The organism is Streptomyces glaucus, from assembly GCF_039533365.1.
In the GTDB taxonomy this organism is placed as follows: Bacteria; Actinomycetota; Actinomycetes; order Streptomycetales; family Streptomycetaceae; genus Streptomyces; species Streptomyces glaucus.
The window spans coordinates 203,058-219,863 of sequence record NZ_BAAATK010000002.1 but is presented as its reverse complement, the minus strand read 5'-3'; the positions used below and the strand labels follow the sequence as shown (position 1 = coordinate 219,863).

General features: G+C 72.1%; 18 protein-coding genes. 16 read left to right on the top strand and 2 right to left on the bottom strand.

The window, feature by feature from the left end; translation table 11 throughout:
• From ABD363_RS02495 to ABD363_RS02470, 6 genes are all read left to right on the top strand, one after another.
• A complete protein-coding gene (locus ABD363_RS02495) occupies positions 1 to 771 on the top strand; it encodes a cytochrome c biogenesis CcdA family protein (protein ID WP_344599663.1) in 771 nt (256 codons plus the stop codon).
• Between the two features lie 4 nt (positions 772 to 775).
• Positions 776 to 2,491, top strand: a complete 1,716-nt coding sequence (gene resB, locus ABD363_RS02490; protein ID WP_344599662.1) for a cytochrome c biogenesis protein ResB — start codon at positions 776 to 778, stop codon at positions 2,489 to 2,491.
• Positions 2,488 to 3,612 (top strand): c-type cytochrome biogenesis protein CcsB, encoded by a 1,125-nt coding sequence (gene ccsB, locus ABD363_RS02485; protein ID WP_344599661.1) that lies wholly within the window; start codon positions 2,488 to 2,490, stop codon positions 3,610 to 3,612. Before resB ends, ccsB begins: the two co-directional genes overlap by 4 nt.
• Positions 3,613 to 3,687: 75 nt before the next feature.
• Positions 3,688 to 4,293, top strand: coding sequence for an RNA polymerase sigma factor (locus ABD363_RS02480; RefSeq protein WP_344599660.1), 606 nt, complete (start codon positions 3,688 to 3,690; stop codon positions 4,291 to 4,293).
• Positions 4,290 to 5,246, top strand: coding sequence for a CU044_5270 family protein (locus ABD363_RS02475; protein WP_344599659.1), 957 nt, complete (start codon positions 4,290 to 4,292; stop codon positions 5,244 to 5,246). The genes ABD363_RS02480 and ABD363_RS02475 overlap by 4 nt, the downstream gene beginning before the upstream one ends.
• 38 nt (positions 5,247 to 5,284) lie before the next feature.
• Positions 5,285 to 5,713 carry an SRPBCC family protein gene (locus tag ABD363_RS02470; RefSeq protein ID WP_344599658.1) on the top strand — a complete coding sequence of 143 codons (429 nt, stop codon included), beginning with the start codon at positions 5,285 to 5,287 and terminating at the stop codon, positions 5,711 to 5,713.
• On the opposite strand, the gene ABD363_RS02465 is transcribed toward ABD363_RS02470, so the two are convergent.
• Positions 5,703 to 7,097: a condensation domain-containing protein gene (locus tag ABD363_RS02465; protein WP_344599657.1), complete on the bottom strand. Its 1,395-nt coding sequence runs from the start codon at positions 7,095 to 7,097 to the stop codon at positions 5,703 to 5,705. The two genes, ABD363_RS02470 and ABD363_RS02465, sit on opposite strands and share 11 nt — an antisense overlap.
• 331 nt (positions 7,098 to 7,428) lie before the next feature.
• Between ABD363_RS02465 and ABD363_RS02460 the strand changes: the two genes are divergently transcribed.
• Entirely contained in the window at positions 7,429 to 7,839 is a 411-nt protein-coding gene (locus ABD363_RS02460) for a DUF6281 family protein (RefSeq protein WP_344599656.1), read from the top strand.
• 49 nt (positions 7,840 to 7,888) lie between these two features.
• On the opposite strand, the gene ABD363_RS02455 is transcribed toward ABD363_RS02460, so the two are convergent.
• Positions 7,889 to 8,206, bottom strand: a complete 318-nt coding sequence (locus tag ABD363_RS02455) for a PLD nuclease N-terminal domain-containing protein (protein WP_344599655.1) — start codon at positions 8,204 to 8,206, stop codon at positions 7,889 to 7,891.
• Between the two features lie 96 nt (positions 8,207 to 8,302).
• Between ABD363_RS02455 and ABD363_RS02450 the strand changes: the two genes are divergently transcribed.
• The 9 genes from ABD363_RS02450 to ABD363_RS02410 all read left to right on the top strand — a co-directional run bounded on the left by ABD363_RS02450 (position 8,303) and on the right by ABD363_RS02410 (position 16,731).
• The gene (locus ABD363_RS02450) at positions 8,303 to 9,760 is read left to right on the top strand and encodes a menaquinone biosynthesis decarboxylase (RefSeq protein ID WP_344599654.1); all 1,458 of its coding nucleotides are present in this window, start codon (positions 8,303 to 8,305) and stop codon (positions 9,758 to 9,760) included.
• On the top strand, positions 9,757 to 10,662 hold the full coding sequence (mqnP, locus tag ABD363_RS02445) for a menaquinone biosynthesis prenyltransferase MqnP (protein ID WP_344599653.1): 906 nt from the start codon (positions 9,757 to 9,759) through the stop codon (positions 10,660 to 10,662). The genes ABD363_RS02450 and mqnP overlap by 4 nt, the downstream gene beginning before the upstream one ends.
• 157 nt (positions 10,663 to 10,819) lie before the next feature.
• Positions 10,820 to 11,494, top strand: coding sequence for a UbiX family flavin prenyltransferase (locus tag ABD363_RS02440; RefSeq protein WP_344599652.1), 675 nt, complete (start codon positions 10,820 to 10,822; stop codon positions 11,492 to 11,494).
• Positions 11,495 to 11,569: 75 nt separating this feature from the next.
• A complete protein-coding gene (locus ABD363_RS02435; RefSeq protein ID WP_344599651.1) occupies positions 11,570 to 12,025 on the top strand; it encodes an Lrp/AsnC family transcriptional regulator in 456 nt (151 codons plus the stop codon).
• 50 nt (positions 12,026 to 12,075) lie between these two features.
• Entirely contained in the window at positions 12,076 to 13,239 is a 1,164-nt protein-coding gene (gene mqnE, locus ABD363_RS02430; protein ID WP_344599650.1) for an aminofutalosine synthase MqnE, read from the top strand.
• Positions 13,240 to 13,265: 26 nt separating this feature from the next.
• On the top strand, positions 13,266 to 13,943 hold the full coding sequence (locus ABD363_RS02425) for a UdgX family uracil-DNA binding protein (RefSeq protein WP_344599649.1): 678 nt from the start codon (positions 13,266 to 13,268) through the stop codon (positions 13,941 to 13,943).
• 142 nt (positions 13,944 to 14,085) lie between these two features.
• Complete coding sequence (locus ABD363_RS02420) at positions 14,086 to 14,610, top strand: GNAT family N-acetyltransferase (protein ID WP_344599648.1); 525 nt, start codon at positions 14,086 to 14,088, stop codon at positions 14,608 to 14,610.
• A 114-nt stretch (positions 14,611 to 14,724) separates the two neighbouring features.
• Entirely contained in the window at positions 14,725 to 15,036 is a 312-nt protein-coding gene (locus tag ABD363_RS02415) for a DUF4229 domain-containing protein (protein WP_344599647.1), read from the top strand.
• Between the two features lie 366 nt (positions 15,037 to 15,402).
• Entirely contained in the window at positions 15,403 to 16,731 is a 1,329-nt protein-coding gene (locus tag ABD363_RS02410) for a dicarboxylate/amino acid:cation symporter (protein ID WP_344599646.1), read from the top strand.
• Positions 16,732 to 16,806 lie beyond the last annotated feature (75 nt).

Below are 16,806 nucleotides of genomic sequence, written 5' to 3'. Positions count from 1 at the left end.
GTGACCGCGCTGTCCACGCTCGCCGCGACGGGCTACAACGGCACGGTGCTCAACGGCGCCCTGCTGGCGGCCCTGCCCGTCGCGCTGCTCGGCGGCCTCGTCTCCTTCTTCTCCCCGTGCGTCCTGCCGCTGGTCCCCGGCTACCTGTCGTACGTGACCGGCGTCACCGGCACCGACCTGGCCGAGGCCCGGCGCGGCCGGATGGTCGCCGGCGCCTCGCTGTTCGTCCTCGGCTTCACCGCGGTGTTCGTCTCCAGCGGGGCGCTGTTCGGCTACTTCGGCGACACGCTCCAGGACCACCGGGGCGTGCTGTCCCGGGTGCTCGGGGTGCTCATGATCCTCATGGGCGTCTTCTTCATGGGCCTGATGCCCTGGTTCACCCAGCGCGAGTTCCGCTTCCACCGGCGTCCGGTGACCGGCCTGGTCGGCGCCCCCCTGCTGGGCGCGCTGTTCGGCATCGGCTGGACGCCGTGCATCGGCCCGACCCTGTCCTCGGTGCTGATCCTCTCCTCCGACCAGGGCAGCGCGGGCCGCGGCGCCGTCCTGACCGTCGCCTACTGCCTCGGGCTCGGCGTGCCGTTCGTGCTCGCCGCGGTCGCCTTCCGCAAGGCCCTCGGCGCGTTCGGCTGGGTCAAGCGCCACTATGTCTGGGTGATGCGGATCGGCGGCACCATGATGATCGTGACCGGTCTGCTGCTGCTGACCGGCGCGTGGGACCGCATCGTGCAGGAGATGCAGACCTGGTCCAACGGCTTCACTGTGGGGATCTGACCCGATGAGCACGACTTCGAAGACCGGGCCCGACGCGGCCCCGAACACCCCCGAGGACCAGGAACTCGGCGCGGCCGGCTCCCAGCTGTCCACCGCGCCCGCCGAGGAGGCCCCCCACCTGCCCGCCCTGGGCGTCGTCGGCTGGGCCCGCTGGTTCTGGCGGCAGCTCACCTCCATGCGGGTGGCGCTGCTGCTGCTCCTGCTGCTGTCGCTGGGCGCGATCCCCGGCTCGCTGATCCCGCAGACCGGCATCGACGCCACGAAGGTCGCCGAGTTCCGCGAGCAGCACACCACGCTCGCGCCGCTCTACGACAAGCTGGGCCTGTTCAACGTCTACAGCTCGGTGTGGTTCTCCGCGATCTACATCCTGCTGTTCGTCTCCCTCATCGGCTGCATCGTCCCCCGCACCTGGCAGTTCGTCGGCCAGCTGCGCGGCCGGCCGCCCGCCGCGCCCCGGCGCCTGACCCGGCTGCCCGCCTACACCACCTGGCGCACCGAGGCCCGGCCCGAGCAGGTCCGCGAGGCCGCGCTCGCCCTGCTGCGGAAGCGCCGCTTCCGCGCGCACCTGTCCGGCGACGCGGTCGCCGCCGAGAAGGGCTATCTGCGCGAGGCCGGCAACCTCGTCTTCCACCTGGCGCTGATCGTGATGCTGATCGCCTTCGCCTGGGGCCAGCTGATGAAGTCCGAGGGCAACAAGCTGATCCTGGAGGGCGACGGCTTCGCCAACACGCTCACCCAGTACGACGACTTCAAGTCCGGCAGCCTGTTCACCCAGGACGACCTGGACCCGTTCAGCTTCACCCTGAAGGACTTCACCGGCACCTACGAGCCCACCGGCCCCAACCGCGGCACCCCGCGCACCTTCGAGGCCGACGTCACCTACAGCGTGGGCGCCTACGGCGAGGAGCGCAGGGCCACCGTCAGGGTCAACGAGCCGCTGGAGATCGGCGGCTCCAAGGTCTACCTGGTCAGCCACGGCTACGCCCCCGTCGTCACCGTCCGGGACGGCAAGGGCAGGGTCGTGATGGACAAGGAGGCCGTGCCGCTGCTGCCGCTGGACGGCAACGTCACCTCCTCCGGCGCCATCAAGGTCATGGACGGCTACCGCAACGCCGAGGGCGTCAAGGAGCAGCTCGGCTTCAACGCGTTCTTCCTGCCGACGTACGGCGGGCAGGGCAGCACCATGCTGTCGACCTTCCCGGCGCTGCTGAACCCGATGCTCGCGCTGTCCGCCTACCACGGCGACCTGGGCGTCGACTCGGGCATCCCGCAGAGCGTCTACCAGCTCGACAAGAAGAACCTGAAGGAGTTCAAGGACTCCGACGGCGAGCTGTTCAAGAAGCAGCTGAAGGTCGGCCAGACCATGACGCTCCCGGACGGCGCCGGCTCCGTCACCTTCGAGGGCGTCAAGGAGTGGGCGGGCTTCCAGGTCGCCCGGCAGCCCGGCAGCGGCTGGGCCCTCGCCGGCTCCCTCGCCGCCATCGCCGGCCTCGCCGCCTCCCTGTTCATCCAGCGCCGCCGCGTGTGGGTGCGGGCCGTCGAGGGCGCCGACGGCGTGACCGTCGTGGAGATGGCCGGTCTCGGCCGCAGCGAGTCCGCCAAGGTGCCCGAGGAGCTCGGCGACCTCGCCGGGGTCCTGTACGAGCGGGCGCCCGGCGCCCCCGATCCCCACCCTTCCGATTCCCCCGCCGTATCTGCCGAAGGGGCTGAGCAGCAGTGACTCCCGCCGCCGCGACCGATCTGGCCGCCGCCGCCAACGAGAACCTCGCGAACATCAGCAACGTGCTGATCTACTCCGCGATGGCGGTCTACACCCTGGCCTTCTTCGCGTACATCGCCGAGTGGCTCTTCGGCAGCCGCAGCAAGGTCGGCCGCACCGCCGCCGCGCTCACCGCGGACGAGAAGGCGGACGCGCCCGCCGTCACCGCGCGCACGGCCGGCGGCACCGCCGTGCTGGAGCGGCCGAAGGTCGTCGTACGGTCCGCGGCCGGGGCGCGGGACGTGCCCGACGGGCCCGGGGCGCACGGCGGGGACGAGCAGGGCGACCTCTACGGCCGCGTCGCCGTCTCGCTGACCGTGCTCGCCTTCCTGGTCGAGTTCGGCGGCGTGCTCGCGCGGGCCCTGTCGGTGCAGCGGGCGCCGTGGGGCAACATGTACGAGTTCAACATCACCTTCTCCACGGTCGCCGTCGGCGTGTACCTGACGCTGCTCGCGCTGCGGAAGAACATCCGCTGGCTCGGCCTGCCCCTGATCACCACGGTCCTGCTCGACCTGGGGCTCGCCGTCACCGTCCTGTACACCGCCAGCGACCAGCTGGTGCCCGCCCTGCACTCGTACTGGCTGTACATCCACGTCTCCACGGCGATCTTCTGCGGCGCGGTCTTCTACGTGGGCGCGGTCTCCACGATCCTGTACCTGTTCAAGGACTCCTACGAGAACAAGCTCGCCACCGGCGGCACCCCCGGCCGCTTCGCCAACTCCGTCCTGGACCGGCTGCCGTCCGCCGCGTCCCTCGACAAGTTCGCCTACCGCGTCAACGCCGCGGTCTTCCCGCTGTGGACGTTCACGATCATCGCGGGCGCCATCTGGGCGGGCGACGCCTGGGGCCGCTACTGGGGCTGGGACCCCAAGGAGACCTGGTCCTTCATCACCTGGGTCGCCTACGCCGGCTACCTGCACGCCCGCGCCACGGCCGGCTGGAAGGGCCGCAAGGCCGCCTACCTGGCACTGATCGCCTTCGGCTGCTGGCTGTTCAACTACTACGGCGTCAACATCTTCGTCTCCGGCAAGCACTCCTACGCCGACGTCGGCCTGGGCGTGCTCCGCTCGGCCGGGTTCTGACATCCGCGGCGAAGGCCGGTTCCCGTGACGTGGGTCACGGGAACCGGCCTTCGCCGTGCGGACAGGCAAGAGGGCGTGGACACGACTCTGCGGACACGCGTCCGCGCGGGAGACCACGAGGCCTTCGGTGATCTCTTCGACGCCTACGCGCGCTCCGTCTACAACCATGCCTTCCGGCTCACCGGCGACTGGGCGAGCGCCGAGGACGTCGTCTCGCTGACCTTCCTCGACGCCTGGCGGCTGCGCGACCGGCTGGACGAGGAGGGCGGCTCGCTGCGGCCCTGGCTGCTCGGCATCGCCACCAACGTCGCCCGCAACATCCGCCGCGCCGCCCGAAGACACAGCGCCGCCGTCGCCCGGCTGCCGCGCGACGAGACCGTGCGGGACTTCGCCGAGGAGGTCGCGGGCCGGGTCGACGACGCGGCGCAGCTGGCGCTCGTCCGGGCCGCGCTGGCGAAGCTGCGCCGCGCCGAACGCGAGGTGCTGGCGCTGTGCGTGTGGTCCGGGCTGGACTACGCCGCCGCCGCCGACGCGCTCGGCGTGCCCGTCGGCACCGTGCGGTCGCGGCTGTCCCGGGCGCGGAAGAAACTCGCGAAACATATGGAACCGCCCGAAACGCGCGGACAGATCAGAGGTGACCGCACCACCGCGGTCAGGCCCCTGAGGGAGGGAAACCGATGAATCCCCAGCTCCCGGAACTTCCCGAGAGAGACCTTCCGCCGGGCCGTCACCGACTCCTCAAGGAGCATCTGATGACCGAGATCCGGCGCACCGGACAGGAACCCGCCCGCAGGCGGAACCCGTGGCTGCGGCCCGCGCTCGCCGCGGCGGCCGTGGCGACGGCCGCCGCCGTCACCGTCGTCGTCCTGCCGGCGCCCTCCGACGGCACCGGGGTGCGCGCGACCGTCCCGGCGCGGGAAGGCGCCACGGCCGCGTTCCTGGAGGACATCGCGCTGGCGGCCGAGGACGCGGGCGGCGCCTACGACGAGATCCGGGACGACCAGTTCGTGTACGTCGACAGCAAGGTCTCCCACACCGTCTACGAGGAGGGCCGGAAGGCGAGGATCCAGCCGCTGCACCGCTCGGAGCACTGGACGTCCGTGGACGGCACCGGCAAGGGGCTGGTCCGGGAGGAGGGGCGCGGCCAGTGGTCCACCGCCCCCGAACCGGCCCCGGGCGAGCCCGGCTACGAGACCGCCACCAGCTACCGGCACCTGTCGACGCTGCCCGCCGACCCGGACGGGATGTACGACTGGCTGCGCCGGACCGCCCCCGAGCACAGCGGCCAGGAGACCCACCAGGCCATGTTCGTGCTGGCCGGCGACCTGATCCGGGACGCGATCGTGCCGCCGGAGCAGAGCGCGGCCCTGTACCGGGCGGTCGCGCGCATCCCCGGCGTGACCGTGGTCAAGGACGCCGTCGACGCCGCCGGGCGCCGCGGCGTCGCGGTCGCCCGCCAGGACCCCGACAACCCGCTCCGCGACGAGTGGATCTTCGACGCGCGGACCCATGAGTTCCTCGGGGAACGCACGGTGGCCACCGAGGACCACGCCGGCCTGAGGAAGGGCGCGGTCACCAGCAACACCGCCGTCCTGCGCCGGGCCGTCGTCGACGAGCCGGGCGAGCGTCCGTAACGGGTGCGCGACCCCCGGCCGGGGGTCAGGCTGGTGTCATGACCGGAGCCATCGAGCAGGGCACCAGCCACACCCGCGGGAGCGGGCACCTGCTGCACTTCCTGGTGCGGCTTCCCCGGCCCATGGAGCGGGTCTGGCCCCTGCTGGCCACCCGCGAGGGGCTCGCGGAGTGGTTCACCGAGGCCGACGTGCTCCAGCCGCGCCTGGACGGCGTCGTCGCCCTGCGCGGACTGGGCGCCGGGCGGATCACCGCCTGGGACGTGGACCGGATCGCCGAGTACACCGTGGAGGGCGCCGGCCGGCTCCGCTTCCACCTGGAGCGCGACGGCGAGGACGGCTGCGCCCTCCGCTTCACGCACGAGTTCCGGGGCGAGGTGGAGTCGGAGCAGCGCTGGCGGGAGCGGTTCGAACGGCTGATCGGCCTGCTGGAGCAGCCGTCCGGCACCCCTCCCGGACTCATGACCTAGGTCCCGCGGGCACCCCCGCGATCATGTCCCGCAGCCGGTCGACGTACAGCCGCATGTTCTTGTGCGCGACGTCGGTGTCCGGGTAGCGGCTCGCGAACCACAGCCCCTCGTGCAGCCGCGTGACCCACGCGCAGACCTGGTCGCCGTACGACACCCGCATCAGCCCGTACACGTTCAGCTCGGCCCAGCGCCGCGACCCGGGGATGTCCCGGGCGTCGGCGTAGGAGACGATCGAGTACAGGTCGGGCGAGGTCGGCCGGAAGTCCGCGCCGAGCAGCCGCAGCACCCGGGCCAGCGGCATCCGGGCCAGCGGCCGGTTGGCGTGCAGCGCGGCCCGGACCGCCCGCAGGGCGCCGGGGAAGTCGGGGGCCTCGGCGACGGGCACCTCGATCGGGGCGCCGCCCACGTACCAGCCCACGGAGTCCGACCAGCGGGACTTCACCCGCGTGTGGAACGGCACCACCGTGCGGTAGACGGGTTCCCCGCCGATCTCGTGGACGATCAGGGCGGTGGCGGCCAGGATGCCGACCAGGGCGCCGCCGAAGGGGCGGCAGTACGCCTCGAACGCGGCGGCGGCCTCCGCGTCCACCAGCGGTTCCCGCATGAGGTTCTGGGTGGGCAGCCCGCCGCCGGGGTCCAGGCCGAGGTCGACGGGGAAGTTCGGCAGCCGCCCGTCGCAGCGGTGGATGAACTCCCGCCACCGGGCCACCACGTCGCTGGTGCCGTCGATCCGGTCGGCGTCGGCCCGCTCGGCCTCGCAGAAGTCGACGTAACTGCCCGCGGGCGGCTGCTCCACCGGGCGCCCCTCGACGGCCGCCGCGTACAGCTCGTGGATCTCGGCCGGGATGCGGTAGAGGGAGTAGGCGTCGACGTTGCTGTGGTCGAAGGCCAGGTACACGCTCGCGCCGTCGTCCCGGACGACGGCCGTGTAGATCAGGTTCGGCCAGCGCAGCGCGTCCGCGACGGCGTCGAAGCGGTCCTGGAGGTGCCGGGCCAGCCGCGTCCCGTCGGGGAAGTCGCCGATCTCCTCGCGGTGCAGCGACACCGCGTCGGCGTCGAGCGTGAACCGGCGCATCTCCTCGCCGTCCCAGCGGAACCCGCTGCGCAGCGTCTCGTGTCTCAGCGTCCAGGCGCGCAGGGCGTGCTGCAGGGCGTCGAGGTCGGCCGGTCCCGGAAGGTCGAACGCCGTGCCGATCCAGGTCGGCACGAACAGGCCGTCCTCGCGCACCGAGCGTGCCGTCCTGATGTGCGACTCCTGGATGTACGCCGGCGGCCGGGAGTCCTCCGGCAGGGCTGCCGCCGTCGCGACGGTCGCCGGGCTGAGGGTCCATTCGACGAGCCGTCCGGGACGGACCTCGCAGCGCTGGATGTCAGTGATTCGCACGTGGCGTCTCCGTTCGCAGTTGGGACAGACCAGATCAAGGGAATGCCTCGGCCGCATCGGATGACGGTGCGTGTCGCGCGTTTTCAATGGAACGGATGGCATCTCGAACGGCGATCCGATGCCGGCGGTGAAGACCGCCGGGCACCTCGCCGCCCCGCACGGCCCGGTCCCGCACGGCCCGGTCCCGCACGGCCCGGTCCCGCACGGCCCGGTCCCGTGCGGGAGGCCGGTGGCGGAGGAGATCCCGGCCGGCTGAACCTTTCGGGGGCCCGGCGCGTCCCAGGTGTGCGGCCACGGAGCCGGAGCCGGTGCTCCGGGAGGAGGCGTACCGATGAAGAGGTTGTTCCGGCACGGCGGGAGCAGGACCGCGTGGGCGCTGCCGGCGGTGGTCGCCGCCGCGGTGTCCGCGGGCTGTGCGTCACCGCCGGGCGGCTCGGGCGGCGCCGGGTCGTCGTGCGCGTACGTCGTCGAGTACGACGGCCGCAGATACCTGGGCGGGGAGGAGACCGACGCCCCCCTCGGGGAGCCGATCGGCACCGCCACCCTCCTGGCCTGCGACGACACCCCGGGCGACGGCGACGACGGAGCGGGACCGCGGCCGCTGGCCGCTTACGCCGTCGAGGGAGTGGACCCGGGGGTCGCCGTCGCGGTGGCGGAGGGGCCCGGTGACGTCCGTCTGGTCACCGCCGGCTCCGCCACCGCGTCGCCTCCCGGGACCGGGGAGCCGGGCCGGGATTCCTGACGCCCGGCGGCGCCCCGGCCCCGTCCGCGGGCGGGGCCGGGGCCGTCGGTCAGGACTCGTCCCGCTTCCGGTCCTCGCCGTCCTTCTTGCCCTCGTCGAGGGACTTCAGGAACTCGGGGTTGTCGTCGGGCGCCACCCACTGCCGCGACCGGTTCGCGCGCAGGCCGGACCAGCCCTCGGCGGCCGGGCTGCGCCGCTTGCCCGCGATGATCCAGGAGATCGAGCCGACGAGCGGGAACAGCAGCACGAGGATCGCCCACAGCGGCTTGGGCATGTGGCGGACGTCCTCCTCGTCCGTACTGATGCAGTCGATGAACGCGTAGACGCTCAGCGCCAGCGGTACGAGGAACATCAGCACCCGGAGCATGAGCACTCTCCAGCGGGAACGGGGGCGGCGGGCCGGGTCGCGGGGGGCGACCCCCAGGTACAGGGCCAGAGTAGCCGTTCGGGGATACTGGACCGCATGGCTTACGACGATCTTCGCTCCCTGCTCCGGGCGCTGGAGCGCGAGGGAGACCTCAAGCGCATCAAGGCCGAGGTCGACCCGTATCTGGAGGTCGGGGAGATCGTCGACCGGGTGCAGAAGTCCGGCGGGCCCGCGCTGCTGTTCGAGAACGTGCGCGGCTCCGACCTGCCGCTGGCCATGAACGTGTACGGCACCGACCGCCGCCTGCTGAAGGCCCTCGGCCTGAAGTCGTACGACGAGATCTCCGACAGGATCGGCGGGCTGCTGAAGCCGGAGCTGCCGCACGGCTTCGTCGGCGTCCGGGAGGCCTTCGGCAAGCTCGGCGCGATGACGCACGTCCCGCCGAAGAAGGTGAAGTCCGGCGACGCCCCCGTGCAGGAGGTCGTCCGGCACGGCGACGACGTCGACCTCGACCGGCTGCCCGCCCTGTTCACCTGGCCCAAGGACGGCGGCTCCTTCTTCAACCTGGGCCTGACCCACACCAAGGACCCCGAGACGGGCGTCCGCAACCTGGGCCTGTACCGGCTCCAGCGCCACGACAAACGCACCATCGGCATGCACTGGCAGATCCACAAGGACAGCCGCAACCACTACCAGGTGGCCGCCCGGCGCGGGGAGCGGCTGCCGGTCGCGATCGCCTTCGGCTGCCCGCCCGCGGTGACCTACGCCGCCACCGCCCCGCTGCCCGGCGACATCGACGAGTACCTGTTCGCCGGGTTCGTCGCGGGCAAGCGGATCGAGATGGTCGACTGCAAGACGGTGCCGCTGCAGGTCCCGGCGCAGGCTGAGGTGGTGCTGGAGGGCTGGCTGGAGCCCGGCGAGATGCTGCCCGAGGGCCCCTTCGGCGACCACACCGGCTTCTACACCCCGCAGGAGCCCTTTCCGGCGCTGCGGATCGACTGCGTCACGATGCGCAGGCGCCCCCTGCTGCAGTCGATCGTCGTGGGCCGCCCGCCGACGGAGGACGGGCCGCTGGGCCGGGCGACCGAGCGGTTCTTCCTCCCCCTGCTGAAGATCATCGTCCCGGACATCGTGGACTACCACCTGCCCGAGGCCGGCGGCTTCCACAACTGCGCGATCGTCTCCATCGACAAGAAGTACCCCAAGCACGCCCAGAAGGTCATGCACGCCGTCTGGGGCGCGCACATGATGTCCCTGACCAAGCTGATCGTGGTCGTCGACGCCGACTGCGACGTGCACGACCTGCACGAGGTCGCCTGGCGCGCCCTCGGCAACACCGACTACGCCCGCGACCTCACCGTCGTCGAGGGCCCCGTCGACCACCTCGACCACGCCTCCTACCAGCAGTTCTGGGGCGGCAAGGCGGGCATCGACGCGACGCGGAAGTGGCCCGAGGAGGGCTACACGCGCGACGGCGGCTGGCCCGACATGGTCGAGTCCGACCCCGAGACGGCGGCGAAGGTGGACCGCCGCTGGAAGGAGTACGGCCTGTGAGCAGCGCCTCCGCCGCGATCCCGCGGCAGCCCGGCCGCACCAGGGCGTTCCTGCGCCTGGTGATGATCGAGCACTCCGTCTTCGCGCTGCCCTTCGCCTACATCGCCTCCCTGACCGCGATGTACGAGGGGGACCGCACCATCCACTGGGGCCGGCTGCTGCTGGTCACGCTGGCGATGGTGGGCCTGCGCACCTTCGCGATGGCGGTCAACCGGATCATCGACCGCGAGATCGACGCCCGCAACCCGCGCACCGCCCACCGCGAGCTGGTCACCGGCGCGATGTCGGTGAAGCACGCCTGGACGGGCGCCCTGATCGCGCTGGCGGTCTTCCTGGGCGCGGCGGCCCTGCTCAACCCGCTCTGCCTGGCCCTCGCCCCCGTCGCGGTGGTCCCGATGGTGGTCTACCCCTACGGCAAGCGGTTCACGAACTTCCCGCAGGCCATCCTCGGCCTCGCCCAGGCCATGGGACCGGTCGGCGGCTGGCTGGCGATCAGCGGGACGTGGTCCTGGGAGGCGGTGGTCCTGGGCCTCGCGGTCGGCGTCTGGATCGGCGGCTTCGACCTGATCTACGCCTGCCAGGACGTCGAGACCGACCGGGAGATCGGCGTCAAGTCGGTCCCGGCCCGCTTCGGCATACCGGCGGCCATCTGGGGCGCGCGGGCCTGCCACGCGGTGACGACGGCGCTGTTCGTCTGGTACGCGCTGATCACCGACGGCGGCGTCCTCCTCTGGCTCGGCCTGGTGATCGTGGCGGGCGCCTTCGTGTACGAGCACACCCTCGTCCGCCCGCACGACCTGTCCCGCCTGAACCGCGCGTTCTTCAGCGTCAACGGCTTCATCGGGATCGCCCTGTTCGGGTGCGCGCTGCTCGACCTGCTGGTGCGCGGGCTGACCGTGTGACCGCGGCGCGGCCCGTCGCCGGGCGCGGGACCCGGCGGAGGCGGCCGTGACCGTCGCCGGCCCTCCGGGCGGGCCGGCGCCCGCCGGGGGCCACCGGCGGGGCCGAACATCCCCGACCGGTCCTGAACACCCCCCGCTCCGCCGGTACGCTCAAGACGTGAACGCAGGACAAAAGCAGCGCACGCCTTGGATCGTGGGGGTCTCCGGGGCGTCGGGGACGCCGTACGCCGCCGCCGTGCTGCGTGCGCTGCTCGCCGCCGGCGAGAGTGTCGATCTGGTCGTCAGCCGGGCCTCGCGGCTCACGCTGCTGGACGAGACCGGGATCTCCTTCCGTGACGCGCACTGGCGGGACGACCTGCGGGAGTGGCTGTCGCGGGGGGCGGACGGCAAGCCGGACACCTTCGCGGTGGACCTGGCGGGCGTCCGGCACTGGAGCGCCGGCGACCTGGCGGCCGGGCCGTCCTCGGGGTCGTACCCGGCCAAGGGCATGCTGATCGTGCCCGCCTCGACGGCGTGCGTGGCCGGGGTCGCGCTCGGGCTGTCGAAGGACCTGTTGCAGCGGGCGGCGAGCGTGACCCTGAAGGAGGGGCGCAGGCTCGTGGTGGCCGTGCGGGAGGCCCCCCTCGACGGCCGGACGCTGCGGCACCTGGTGGCGCTCGACGACGCGGGCGCGGCCGTGGTGCCCGCCTCGCCCGCCTTCTACGCGGGCGCGACGCACATCCAGGACCTGGTGGACTTCGTCGCCGGACGCGTCCTGGACGCGGCGGGCGTGCCGCACCGGCTCTACCGCCGTTGGGAGGGTGAGCTGGGCGGCGGATCCCGCACCACCTGAGCGGCAGCGCACCACGGCTCACCCTGAGCAGTTCTCGGACCTCTTCACACCTCTTCATCGGAAGGCTTCGATCGCATGGACGCGGTGGACAGGCAGCTCATCCAGGCCCTGAGGGAGAACGGCCGGGCCTCCTACGCGGAGCTGGGGCGCCTCGTCGGCCTGTCGGGACCCAGTGTCACCGACCGCATCAACCGGCTGGAGGCGGCCGGCGTCATCACCGGCTACCGCGCCACCGTGGACGCCGCCTCGCTCGGCCTCGGCGTCACCGCCCTGATCGGCATCTCGCTCTCCGACGCCGCCGACCACGAGGACGTGGCGCACCGGCTGAAGGACCTGCCCGAGATCGAGGACTGCTGGTTCATCGCGGGCGACGACTCCTTCATGCTCAAGGTGCGGGCCACGGACGTGGACGGGCTGGAGAGGATCATCCGGCGGCTGTCGGGGACGAAGGGCGTCTCCCGGACCCGTACCACCATCGTGCTCTCCACCAAGTGGGAGAACCGGGTGGGTGAGCTGCCGGAGGAGGTCTGACCGGCTGGGCGTACGGTGGTCGGAGTCTGTCTGAGGAAAGAGGTATCGGCATGGACGTCGGGCTCAAGCGCGAGCTGGAGGAGAAGGTCCGCTCCGGTGAGCGGCTGACCCGTGAGGACGGCATCGCGCTGTACGAGTCGGACGACCTGGCGTGGCTGGGCGGCCTCGCGCACGAGGTGCGCACCCGGAAGAACGGCGACGTCGTCCACTTCAACGTCAACCGCCACCTCAACATGACCAACGTGTGCACGGCCTCCTGCGCGTACTGCTCCTTCCAGCGCAAGCCGGGGGAGAAGGACGCGTACACGATGCGCATCGAGGAGGCCGTCAAGCTCGCCAAGGCGATGGAGTCGGAGAACCTCACCGAGCTGCACATCGTCAACGGGCTGCACCCGAACCTGCCGTGGCGGTACTACCCGCGGTCGCTGCGGGAGCTGAAGAAGGCCCTGCCGGACGTGTCGCTGAAGGCCTTCACCGCGACCGAGATCCACCACTTCGAGACCATCTCCGGACTGAGCGCGAGCGAGATCCTCGACGAGCTGATCGACGCGGGGCTGGAGTCGCTCACCGGCGGCGGCGCGGAGATCTTCGACTGGGAGGTCCGGCAGCACATCGTGGACCACCGCACCCACTGGGAGGACTGGTCCCGGATCCACCGGCTGGCGCACGAGAAGGGGCTGAAGACCCCGTGCACCATGCTGTACGGCCACATCGAGGAGCCCCGCCACCGCGTCGACCACGTGCTGCGGCTGCGCGAGCTCCAGGACGAGACCGGCGGCTTCCAGGTCTTCATCCCGCTGCGCTACCAGCACGACTTCGTGGACATGAAGGACGGCAAGATCCGCAACCGGCTCCAGGCGCGGACCCGGATGGCGACCGGCGCGGAGGCGCTGAAGACCTTCGCCGTCTCCCGCCTGCTGTTCGACAACGTCCCGCACGTCAAGGTCTTCTGGGTCATGCACGGCGTGCAGACCGCGCAGCTCGCCCTCCAGTTCGGCGCCGACGACATGGACGGCTCGGTCGTCGAATACAAGATCACGCACGACGCCGACAACTTCGGCACGCCGAACAAGCTCACCCGCGAGGACCTGCTGGAGCTGATCCGCGACGCGGGCTTCCGCCCGGTGGAGCGCAACACCCGCTACGAGATCATCCGGGAGTACGACGGCCCGGACCCGCTGCGCCGGGAGTCCCCCCAGCCGATGCGGGTGTGAGCCGGCCGGGCGGGTACCCGCCCGGCATGCCGCCCCCCGCGAAGTCCCCCGCGAAACCCGCCGCGAAGGCGCCCGAGGACGCCTACGACGCCGCGCCCTTCGTCCCCGCGCACGCGGACCTGGCGGCCCTGCGCGAGGCCGCCGCCGGGTGCCGGGGCTGCCCGCTGCACCGGGACGCCACGCGGACCGTGTTCGGCGCGGGGAGCGCGGACGCCCGGGTGATGCTCGTCGGCGAGCAGCCCGGCGACCAGGAGGACCGGCAGGGCCGGCCGTTCGTCGGCCCGGCCGGCAAGCTGCTGGACCGGGCGCTGGCCGAGGCGGGCATCGACCCCGGCGAGGCGTACGTCACCAACGCCGTCAAGCACTTCAAGTTCACCCGGGCCGCGTCCGGCGGGCGCCGCGTCCACAAGTCGCCCGGCGTGCGCGAGACGGCCGCGTGCGGGCCGTGGCTCGCCGCCGAGCTGGCGCTGGTGGAACCCGAGCTGATCGTGGTGCTGGGCGCCACCGCCGGCAAGGCGCTGCTCGGCTCGTCGTTCCGGGTCACGCGGGTGCGCGGGACGGTGCTGGAGGAGGAGATCCACGGGCGCCGGGAGCGGCTGGTGCCGACGGTCCACCCGTCGGCGGTGCTGCGGGCGGACGACCGGGAGGAGGCCTACCGGGGCCTGGTTTCGGACCTGCGGGTGGCGGCGGAGGCGCTGGGCTGAGCGCGGGGGAGCGGGGCGCCGGTCCGCACGGGCAGGGCGGATGCCGGGCGGCACGCGGCGGATCCGGGTGCCGGGCCGGGGACGGCGTCCGCTCCGCGGAACGCCGTTGAGGGCGCACTTCTGTAAGGGATACTCTCCCTTTGTGCCTCTTACCTTCACTTTCGATCCCCCCGTCACCCCCGCCCTGCGCGACGGCCTCCTCGATCTGTGGACCGACGTGACCAACGCCGGCGGAGCCGTCGGCTTCGTGCCGACCGTGACGCGGGAGGAGGTCCGGCCGGCGCTGGTGACGCACTTCGTGGCGATGGCGGAGGGGCGCGCCCGGCTGCTCGTCGGCCACGACGAGGAGGGACGGGTGGCCGCGGCCGCGTTCCTCACCTTCAACACGCACCGGCTGATGACGCACTGGGTGTGGCTCTACACCGTGATGGTGCACCCCCGGCACCAGGGCCGGGGACACGGCCGTGACCTGCTGGCGGCCGCCGAGGAGGCGGCCCGCGGCCTCGGCGGCGTCGAGGCGATCCGGCTCACCTGCCGGGGCGGTCTCGGCCTGGAGCGCTTCTACGCCTCCTGCGGCTACAAGGAGGTCGGCCGGGTGCCGGGCGCGATCCGGGTGGCCCCGGGCGACGACCGGGACGACGTGATCATGCTGCTGCCGCTGACCTGAGTCCCGTACGTCCTGTTCCGTGCCCCCCTGTCAAGATCGGCGGCCCGGCGTGCTTCACTGGACGGTGCCCTTTCGGCAACGTTCCGGCCGGTCTACACGGAAGAGTGGATAGAGATGCTCCGCTACACGCTGATGCGCCTCGGGATCTTCGCGGGCTGCCTCGTGGTCGTCTGGGGCCTCGTCCACTCGGGTCTCGCCCCGCGCGGCCTCGGGGACTCCAACGGTCTGTGGATCGTCCTGCTCGCCCTGCTGATCTCCGCGCCCATCAGCTTCGTGGTGCTGCGCAAGGAGCGCGACCGGGCGTCCGAGCAGATCGTGCGGCGCGTGGACCGGGCGAAGGCGAACCTGCAGGCCAACCGCAGCCAGGAGGACGTCGCCGACGACGCGGCCCGGTCCCAGGGGCAGAGCCAGGAGCAGCCCTCGTAGGGCCGCCCGGGCCCGCCGCAGACGTACGGCGCCCCGGTGTCCGGACATCCGGACAGCGGGGCGCTTTGTGTTGTGCGGGCACCGATGTGTTTCGGCCTGTCAAAGTCAGGCTTTGGGCCTCTCAAAGTTCAAGTGTTAAGGTCGTGGGCGTGATGTCAGCAGCCGCGTCCCCTCTGCCCCGGAGTCTTCCGCTCGTGGCGCGCCTGCATGTGGACCTCTGCCGGTGCGCGTCCGCGACCTGTCGTCCCCGTCGCTTCTGTCGTCCCTGACGTCCCGCCACCCGTCTGTCACGTCGGCCTCCGGGCGGCCCCCGCCCGCCGGCTTCCGGACGTCCCCACGTCGGCCCCTACGCGTCCCCCTCGGAGCATGTCCGTGTCCACGAACACGCAATCGAATACAAAGTCGAACAAGAAGTCCCTGGCGGTGCCCTTCTGGGCCCAGATACTCGCCGGCCTCGTCCTGGGCGTCCTGCTCGGCTGGCTGGCGCGCAGCCAGGACCTGTCCTGGCTGGTCACCACCCTGGAGAAGATCGGCGGGACCTTCATCGGCCTGCTGAAGCTCGCCGTCGCCCCGCTCGTCTTCTTCGCGATCCTGGTCTCGATCACCAACCTGCGGAAGGTCAACAACGCGGCGCGGCTGGCCTCCCGCACCCTGCTCTGGTTCATGATCACGTCGCTGATCGCGGTGACCATCGGCATCGCCATCGGCCTGGTCACCAACCCCGGCGCGGGCACCGGCCTGACCCCCGAGGACGGCGGGGAGCCGAAGACCACCGGCTCCTGGCTCGACTTCCTGACCGGCATCGTGCCGACCGACGTGATCACGCCGTTCACCGAGCTGAACGTCCTGCAGATCGTCTTCATGGCCGCCGTCGCCGGCATCGCCGCCCTCCAGCTCGGCGAGAAGGCCCAGCCGATCCTCACCCTGAGCGAGTCCGTCCTGGAGCTCCTCCAGAAGGCCCTGTGGTGGGTCATCCGCCTCGCCCCGCTCGGCACCGTCGGCCTCATCGGCAACGCGATCGCCACCTACGGCTGGGACCTGATCGGCAAGTACGCCACCTTCACCGCCGACGTCTACGTCGGCTGCGCGATCGTCCTGTTCGGCGTCTACCCGGCGCTGCTCGCCGGCGTCGCCAAGGCCAACCCGCTGCAGTTCTTCCGGGGCGCCTGGCCGGCGATCCAGCTGGCCTTCGTCTCCCGCTCCTCCGTCGGCACCATGCCGCTGACGCAGAAGGTCACCGAGCGCCTCGGCGTCCCGCGGGAGTACGCGTCCTTCGCCGTGCCGTTCGGCGCGACGACGAAGATGGACGGCTGCGCCGCGATCTACCCCGCCATCGCCGCGATCTTCGTCGCGCAGATCTTCGACATCCAGCTGGGCGTCGGCGACTACCTGCTGATCGCGTTCGTGTCGGTGGTCGGTTCCGCCGCCACGGCCGGTCTCACCGGCGCGACGGTCATGCTGACCCTCACCCTCTCCACGCTCGGCCTGCCGATGGAGGGCGTGGGCCTGCTGCTGGCCATCGACCCGATCCTGGACATGATGCGCACCGCCACCAACGTGGCCGGCCAGGCCCTGGTGCCGGTCCTCGTCTCGGCCCGCGAGGGCCTGCTCGACCGCCAGGCGTACGACACCGCCCACGGCTCGCCGGTGGAGGAGCCGGAGCGGGAGCCGGAGCAGGTGCCGGTCGCCGCCTGACGGATGACCGACGGCACCCGGGGGCCCGGTCGGGGTTTCGTACCCGACCGGGCCCCCGTGCGTCGGCCCGGTTCC